This window comes from Delftia sp. CH05, from assembly GCF_009827015.1.
Classification (GTDB): Bacteria; Pseudomonadota; Gammaproteobacteria; order Burkholderiales; family Burkholderiaceae_C; genus Comamonas; species Comamonas tsuruhatensis.
The window spans coordinates 1-7,132 of record NZ_WUMG01000084.1; the positions used below are offsets into that span (position 1 = coordinate 1).

The following is a 7,132-nucleotide window of genomic DNA, read 5'->3' on the forward strand; positions in this document are numbered from 1 at the left end:
CACCGCGAAGTGCGCCGCAGCCAGGGCGCACTGTCCAGCCGCTACGACTGGGATCCGGCCGGGCGCCTGCTGCGCCACCGCGCAGCGCTGCAAGGCAGCGGCCACGTGATCCGGCCCGGCAACTCCAACGCAACGCTGGAGCGTGGCTACGCCTACGACGCCGCAGGCCAGCTCATCGCCCGTGCCGACTCCCTGCGCGGCCGCCAGGACTTCCGCTACGACCCCACGGGCCGCATCCTAGCCAGCCTGCCCGCACAAGGCAGCCCGCTGGCCCGCGAACTGTTTGCCTTCGACCCCGCCGGCAACCTGCTGGACTCCATCCCCGGCAAAGACGACCAGCCCGTGGACACCACTCTTGGCGTGGTGGGCGACAACCGCCTGCGCTTCTACCAGGACCTGCACTTTGAATACGACGTGCACGGCAACGTCACAAAGCGCACCCGGGGCAAACAGAAGGCCGGCACCCAGGAAGTGCTGGACCTGACCTGGAACGCAGACCACCAGCTCATCGAATCGAACACCACGCGCCATGGCGTCACCCAGGCCACGCGCTATGCCTACGACCCCCTGGGCCGACGTGTCGCCAAAAGCGATGCCTTCGGCAGCACCCACTACCTCTGGGACGGCGACCTCATGGTGCACAGCCAACGCGGTGCAAGGCAGGCGCTCTATATCTACGAGCCAGGCAGCTTTGTACCGCTGGCCACCATCCAGGGAGCGGGCGAGGAACACAGCACCTACTGGTACCAATGCGACCAGATCGGTGCGCCGCTGGAGCTGACCGACGAACAAGGCCAGGTAGCCTGGGCGGCGGACTACAAGGTCTGGGGCGAGGCGGTCATGCGCAGCGTGTTGCGCACAGGGACCGATGATCGACCCAGCGGAAATCGCGCTTGGGGTTCAAAGCCTGTTGCACCACCTCCATCACCGCCCATTGAGCAACCCTTCCGCTTCCAGGGACAGCAGTTTGATGAGGAGACGGGGCTGCACTACAACCGGTTTCGGTACTACGATCCGGTGGTTGGACGGTTTGTCCATCAAGACCCAATTGGGTTGGAAGGAGGATTGAATTTATTTAGATTTGCACCAAACCCTCTTATTTTCCTTGATCCACTTGGATTGCATTGGACATCACAAGACAGAAAATCAAATGGGCAATTTGGAAATAAGCCTAGATGCGAGTGTGATGATTCTTGTCCTACACTACACAGGCCTTACATTAGAGCAGATGTAAGGGCAACCGTTGAGATGAAAGCCGCCAAAAATGCAGCAGGAGAGTTTTTAGATGCAAACGAGCTGACGCCAATTAAAGGAGCTTATCATCTAGGTCATAAACGCGGCCATGAATTTTGGAGAGAGAAGGCGGCAGCAGAAAAAAAATGCATGAGTCAAGCCCTGTTTAATGATCATATGAACAACGCCAATTTCTATCAAATAGAAGATCCTAAACTAAATATGAGCCACAAATACGAACTGCCATGAAAAATAGTACCAAAATTCACTCAGAAATGATGGATGCATTTGTTTCAGATGATTTTGAAGCAATGAAGAAACTAATATCATCAGGTTTGGCAAGTGTAAATTCTGCCGATCCAAGGAGAAATTGTCAGACAACGCCCTTAATGCGCGCAGCCATGAGTGATGAGAATAATAATTTTCTTAAATGGCTCATAGCTAATGGTGCCAACGTCAATCAAAAGGACAGTGCCAACTGGACGGCTCTGCATTTTAGTTGCGAATACAAATGCAAGAGAAATATAGAATTTCTCATCCAATCTGGGGCTTCCGTAAACGAAAAAAATAGCACTGGAGCAACTCCACTCCTAAGATTGCTGGCTCAAAATACGTCAGATAATTTCGAACTGGCAAAAATTCTTATAATTAATGGAGCCGATCCATTTCTACAAAACAATGCTGGAGTTTCTCCGAATGACGTTAATCCGGACCTAATAAAAAGCCTGATTAATAATTGAGCAGAATATTAGCCACTGAAGCTTGGTGTAATAATTTTCGAGGTTATTCTCATAATAATTCTTGAGCAAAATACAATCTATTATTAAAAACTTTTTAACAATTTCAAACCAATATTAAACATAAACCGTTTACTTATGATATTAAGTTAGCTCTACCGTAGCATACGGCTGACTCCTACGCGGCCGCAGGACTTCCGCTACGGCTCCACGGGCCGCATCCTAGCCAGCCTGCCCGCACAAGGCAGCCCGCTGGCCCGCGAACTGTTTGCCTTCGACCCCGCCGGCAACCTGCTGGACTCCCTACCCGGCAAAGACGGCTAACCCGTGGACACCACCCTGGGCGTGGTCGGCGACAATCGCCTGCGCTTCTACCAGGACCTGCATTTCGAATACGACGTGCACGGCAACGTCACCCGCCGCACCCGGGGCAACCAGAAGGCCGGCACCCAGGAAGTGCTAGACCTGACTTGGAACGCAGAGCACCAGCTCATCGAATCGAACACCACGCGCCATGGCGTCACCCAGGCCACCCGCTACACCTACGACCCCCTGGGCCGGCGTGTCTCCAAGAGCGATGCCTTCGGCAGCACCCACTACCTGTGGGATGGCGACCTCACGGTGCACAGCCAACGCGGTGCAAGGCAGGCGCTGTACATCTACGAGCCAGGCAGCTTTGTACCGCTGGCCACCATCCAGGGAGCGGGCGAGGAACACAGCACCTACTGGTACCAATGCGACCAGATCGGTGCCCCGCTGGAGCTGACCGACGAGCAAGGCCAGGTGGCCTGGGCGGCGGACTACAAGGTCTGGGGCGAGGCGGTCATGCGCACCGTGTTGCGGACCGGGACCGATGATCGGCCGATCAGCGCGCGGGCTTGGGGAATCAAGGTCACTGTGCAACTCCGCGCCGATCCGTCGAACAGCCACTGCGCTTGCAAGGACAACAATTTGATGAAGAAACAGGTTTGAACTATAACCTTTTCAGATATTACGACACGAAAATTGGAAGATTTATATCGCAAGATCCTATCGGCGTACTGGGAGGCAGTAATTTATTTGAGTTCGCACTGAACCCATTGACATTGAAAGATCCATGGGGACTTAAATCTATTCCTCACACAGATACAAATGGTGGGAAAGGCTATGATATCTATGCAATCTGTAAAGAAGGCGGAGTCGTCGGCTATGTTGGGCAAACAGGTGACATGGATGTTAGGCAAGGCCAACATCGTGATTCAGGACGGCTACAAACTGGAGAAGATTTAAAACGTATTAGTAATGTACCCACTTATGGCGATGCTCGAGGCTTTGAACAAAAACTGATAGAGCATCACGATACTCTTGACGGAAACTGGGGATGCCCTTGCGGGAAAGGAAATATTGGAAATAAAAAGGTAGGCTACAACCGCGATAGCACCACAAGGCCTGCAGATCGACACAGTGCATTTGAAAAAGGCTATCAGAAAGCTGAAGAATGGTTAAAAAATGCCCCCTCTTCTCAAATTAACCCCTGCTAATATATGAAAATACGATTCAAGGAAGTTCAGCCCGGTGATATATTAGGCATGTACATAGGAAATGGGTGCTACGCATATATGCGCCTTTTATACATTATAGCCGGCCATACATATCTGTGTGAAGTTTTTGAATTCAAGAGCACAAAGCTGGAATTTACGGAAGAGATACTTCATGCAAATCAGTTAACTCCCCTTGTTAGTGCAAATTGGAAGGCATATCTTGACCCAAAATTCTGGCATGGAGAAGTGGTTCACAGAGATAATTCATTTACCCCGCCAATAGATCGGATAAGCGACGCGAGACTAATGAATGTTTCCCAGATAATAAAATTCAACATGAACTGGACTCCAAATAGTGATCAAATGTTGATCATGGCTGAAGATGTTTGGGATGAAAAAAAACATGCTGCACTAAGTAAAAAGCACGCCAACTTAGAACTTTATGATAATCCAGAGAAGCTAATTTGTGAAATTAGAAATAAGCTCAAACTGAAGCCAACACTAGATTATAAAGACAGAACAAAACGAATGGAGATTTTTAATTGGCTGAAAAATAACAAGGTATATCTCGGATAAACAAAAATGGGAACTTGGAGTACAGAAATATTTGGCAATGATGAGTCATTCCATTGGCTTGGTCTATTGGAGAGAAAAAAAGCTTATTCGTTGATCCGTAAATCTTTCGAAGAAATCAATGTAGCCAAAGATTCATATATTGAAATTGATTTAGCCTCTGGAGCGCTAGCGGCAGCAGAGGTTATTGCTCAAGCCTATGGACATCCAGGGTCATCAATCAATATTGTAGAGCGCATTGCAGAATGGCTCGAATTTGATTGCATTGAATCACCTTCACCTGACCTTTTGCCTATGGCTCGCCTGGCCGTAGGGCGTGTTCTGCGACCACCTTGCGAAGCTTTGGAGGGATGGCAGTCAGTGGAGGATTTGGAAGAGTGGTGTCAGCATGTAAGAGCGCTACAAGCACGACTGAATATGGTTAGCTGATAAAACAATTTATTCACACAACTCGCTACGCCTACGACCCCCTGGGCCGGTGCGTCTCCAAGAGCGATGCCTGCGGCAGCACCCACTACCTGTGGGATGGCGACCTCATGGTGCACAGCCAGCGGGGCGCAAGACAGGCGCTGTACATCTACGAGCCAGGCAGCTTTGTACCGCTGGCCACCATCCAGGGAGCGGGCGAGGAACACAGCACCTACTGGTACCAATGCGACCAGATCGGCGCCCCGCTGGAGCTGACCGACGAACAAGGCCAGGTAGCCTGGGCGGCGGACTACAAGGTCTGGGGTGAGGCGGTCATGCGCAGTGTGTTGCGGACAGGCACTGATGATCAGCCCGGCAGCGCACGGGCTTGGGGCTCCAAGCCTGTTGCACCACCGCCACCGCCGCCCATTGAGCAGCCCTTCCGGTTACAGGGGCAGCAGTTTGATGAGGAGACGGGGCTGCACTACAACCTGTTCAGATACTACGATCCGCAAATTGGAAGATTTATATCGCAGGATCCCATTGGTGTTTTAGGAGGCAGCAATTTATTCGAATTCGCCACAAATCCACTAACATTAAAAGATCCATGGGGACTAAAATCTATCCCCCATACTGACACAAATGGAGGAAAAGGATATGATATTTATGCCATATGCAAAGATGGCGGAGTAGTCGGTTACGTCGGGCAAACAGGTGATTTATCTACCAGGCAGGGTCAACATCAAGAATCTGGGCGATTGCCAAAAAACGATACTCTAAAACCAATTACAAATGTTCCTTCATACGGTGATGCCAGAGGATTTGAACAAAAAATGATTGAACACCACGATACTTTAAATGGAAAATGGGGATGCCCTTGTGGCAAAGGAAATATAAGAAACAAAAAAGTTGGATACAACAGAGATAGCACCACAAGGCCAGCTGATCGGCATGAGTCTTTTGAAAAAGGTTATCAAAAAGCTGAAGAATGGCTAAAAAATGCCCCGTCATCTCAAATCAATCCTTGCTAATCCATGAAAATACGCTTCACTCAAGTAAAACCAGGTGACATATTGGGAATATACATAGGGAATGATTGCTATGCATTCATGCGCTTGCTTTATCTAATCCCTGGACACACCTACTTATGCGAGATATTTTCGCAAAATAAAAACAGTTTGGAGTTTAGCAACGAGATAGTTAAATCACCAAGATTGATGCCGCTCGTTAGTGCAAACTGGCGTTCATACTTGAACTCCAAGCTTTGGCGTGCAGAAGTAGTCCAAAGGGACGAATCTTTTGTAATACCTTATGAGGAAATTAGAAGCACCAGATTAATGAACGCCTCTCAAGCCATAAGATTTAATCTTGATTGGACTCCAGAAAGCGATGAGATCGCTGATACAAACAGAGGATGTTTGGGATGAGAAAAAGCATCAAGAATTAAGTAAAATTCATGCAAGCCTGGATCTTTTGGCGAATCCAGAAAATTTGATTGTAGAAATAAGAAACAGAATGGGATTTAAGCCAAAATTCGACTATAACAACAGTGCTAACAGAGTTGAGATGTGGAAGTGGCTTGAGGACAACAGGGTATATATAAAAAAACAGGATTAAATCATATGGGAACCTGGAGCACTGAGATATTTGGAAATGATGAATCATTTAATTGGCTAAGCCAGCTAGAGAAAACTGATAATTACTCTCTAGCCCGAGAGTCTCTTGAGGAACTTATAGCAGCCCAAGACAACTACGTTGAGATTGACTTAGCCTCTGGGGCGTTAGCCGCAGCGGAGGTTATTGCCCAATCTTATGGGTACCCTGGACCATCAAAAGCTATAGCGGAGCGAATTGCGGAATGGCTGGAATTCGATTGCAGCGAGCCAACGCCACCTGATCTACTGCTTAAGGCGCGCCTTGCTGTAGAGCGCGTATTGCGACCACCATGCGAAGCCTTGGAGGGATGGCAGTCAGTGGAAGATTTGGAAGAGTGGTGTCTGCATGTGAGACAGCTACAAGCTCGATTGCATCTGGTTAACTGATCAAAGGCACCACCACATTCATCTAGAGCACCTGCTACCGCTACGACACCCTGGGCCACCTGACCCAGGCCAGCAACGCCGCCTCCCACCTGGCCTTTGCCTATGACCCCGTGGGCCAGTTGCTCAGCGAGACCCAGACACTGCAGCGCAGCCTCTCGCACGGCTATGACGAACTGGGCAACCGCAGCCACACCCGCATGCCAGATGGCCGCACCCTGCACTGGCTGTTCTATGGCTCGGGCCATCTGCACCAAATCAACATCGCTGCAACACAAGGCCCTGACCAGCCCCCGGCCGCCCACCAGGTCATCGCCGACATCGAACGCGACGCCCTGCACCGCGAAGTGCGCCGCAGCCAGGGCGCACTGTCCAGCCGCTACGACTGGGATCCGGCCGGGCGCCTGCTGCGCCACCGCGCAGCGCTGCAAGGCAGCGGCCACGTGATCCGGCCCGGCAACTCCAACGCAACGCTGGAGCGTGGCTACGCCTACGACGCCGCAGGCCAGCTCATCGCCCGTGCCGACTCCCTGCGCGGCCGCCAGGACTTCCGCTACGACCCCACGGGCCGCATCCTAGCCAGCCTGCCCGCACAAGGCAGCCCGCTGGCCCGCGAACTGTT

The 7,132-nt window shown here is 50.9% G+C and carries 9 protein-coding genes and 1 pseudogene; all 10 read left to right on the plus strand.

The features are described from left to right. Nucleotides 1–1,482: RHS repeat-associated core domain-containing protein (locus tag GRX31_RS29900; RefSeq protein WP_202396772.1), on the plus strand; the 1,482-nt coding region annotated here is incomplete at its 5' end. After that, the gene (locus GRX31_RS29905) at nt 1,479–1,973 is read left to right on the plus strand and encodes an ankyrin repeat domain-containing protein (RefSeq protein WP_160856183.1); all 495 of its coding nucleotides are present in this window, start codon (nt 1,479–1,481) and stop codon (nt 1,971–1,973) included. The genes GRX31_RS29900 and GRX31_RS29905, both read left to right, overlap by 4 nt. A 324-nt stretch (nt 1,974–2,297) precedes the next feature. Beyond that, nucleotides 2,298–2,942 carry an RHS domain-containing protein gene (locus tag GRX31_RS29910; protein WP_160856185.1) on the plus strand — a complete coding sequence of 215 codons (645 nt, stop codon included), beginning with the start codon at nt 2,298–2,300 and terminating at the stop codon, nt 2,940–2,942. Then, on the plus strand, nt 2,906–3,490 hold the full coding sequence (locus GRX31_RS29915; protein ID WP_237426826.1) for an RHS repeat-associated core domain-containing protein: 585 nt from the start codon (nt 2,906–2,908) through the stop codon (nt 3,488–3,490). Before GRX31_RS29910 ends, GRX31_RS29915 begins: the two co-directional genes overlap by 37 nt. Nucleotides 3,491–3,493: 3 nt before the next feature. Continuing rightward, entirely contained in the window at nt 3,494–4,066 is a 573-nt protein-coding gene (locus GRX31_RS29920) for a hypothetical protein (RefSeq protein WP_160856189.1), read from the plus strand. Nucleotides 4,067–4,072: 6 nt separating this feature from the next. After that, nucleotides 4,073–4,492 carry a DUF4259 domain-containing protein gene (locus GRX31_RS29925; protein ID WP_160856191.1) on the plus strand — a complete coding sequence of 140 codons (420 nt, stop codon included), beginning with the start codon at nt 4,073–4,075 and terminating at the stop codon, nt 4,490–4,492. Between the two features lie 215 nt (nt 4,493–4,707). Then, a pseudogene (locus GRX31_RS31225) lies at nt 4,708–5,088 on the plus strand (RHS repeat-associated core domain-containing protein); the annotation flags it as partial. A 751-nt stretch (nt 5,089–5,839) separates the two neighbouring features. After that, a complete protein-coding gene (locus GRX31_RS29935) occupies nt 5,840–6,088 on the plus strand; it encodes a hypothetical protein (protein WP_160856195.1) in 249 nt (82 codons plus the stop codon). Nucleotides 6,089–6,093: 5 nt separating this feature from the next. Continuing rightward, the gene (locus tag GRX31_RS31230; protein ID WP_160856197.1) at nt 6,094–6,513 is read left to right on the plus strand and encodes a DUF4259 domain-containing protein; all 420 of its coding nucleotides are present in this window, start codon (nt 6,094–6,096) and stop codon (nt 6,511–6,513) included. 110 nt (nt 6,514–6,623) lie between these two features. Beyond that, on the plus strand, nt 6,624–7,132 hold a 509-nt coding region (locus GRX31_RS29945), incomplete at its 3' end, for an RHS repeat domain-containing protein (protein ID WP_442874102.1).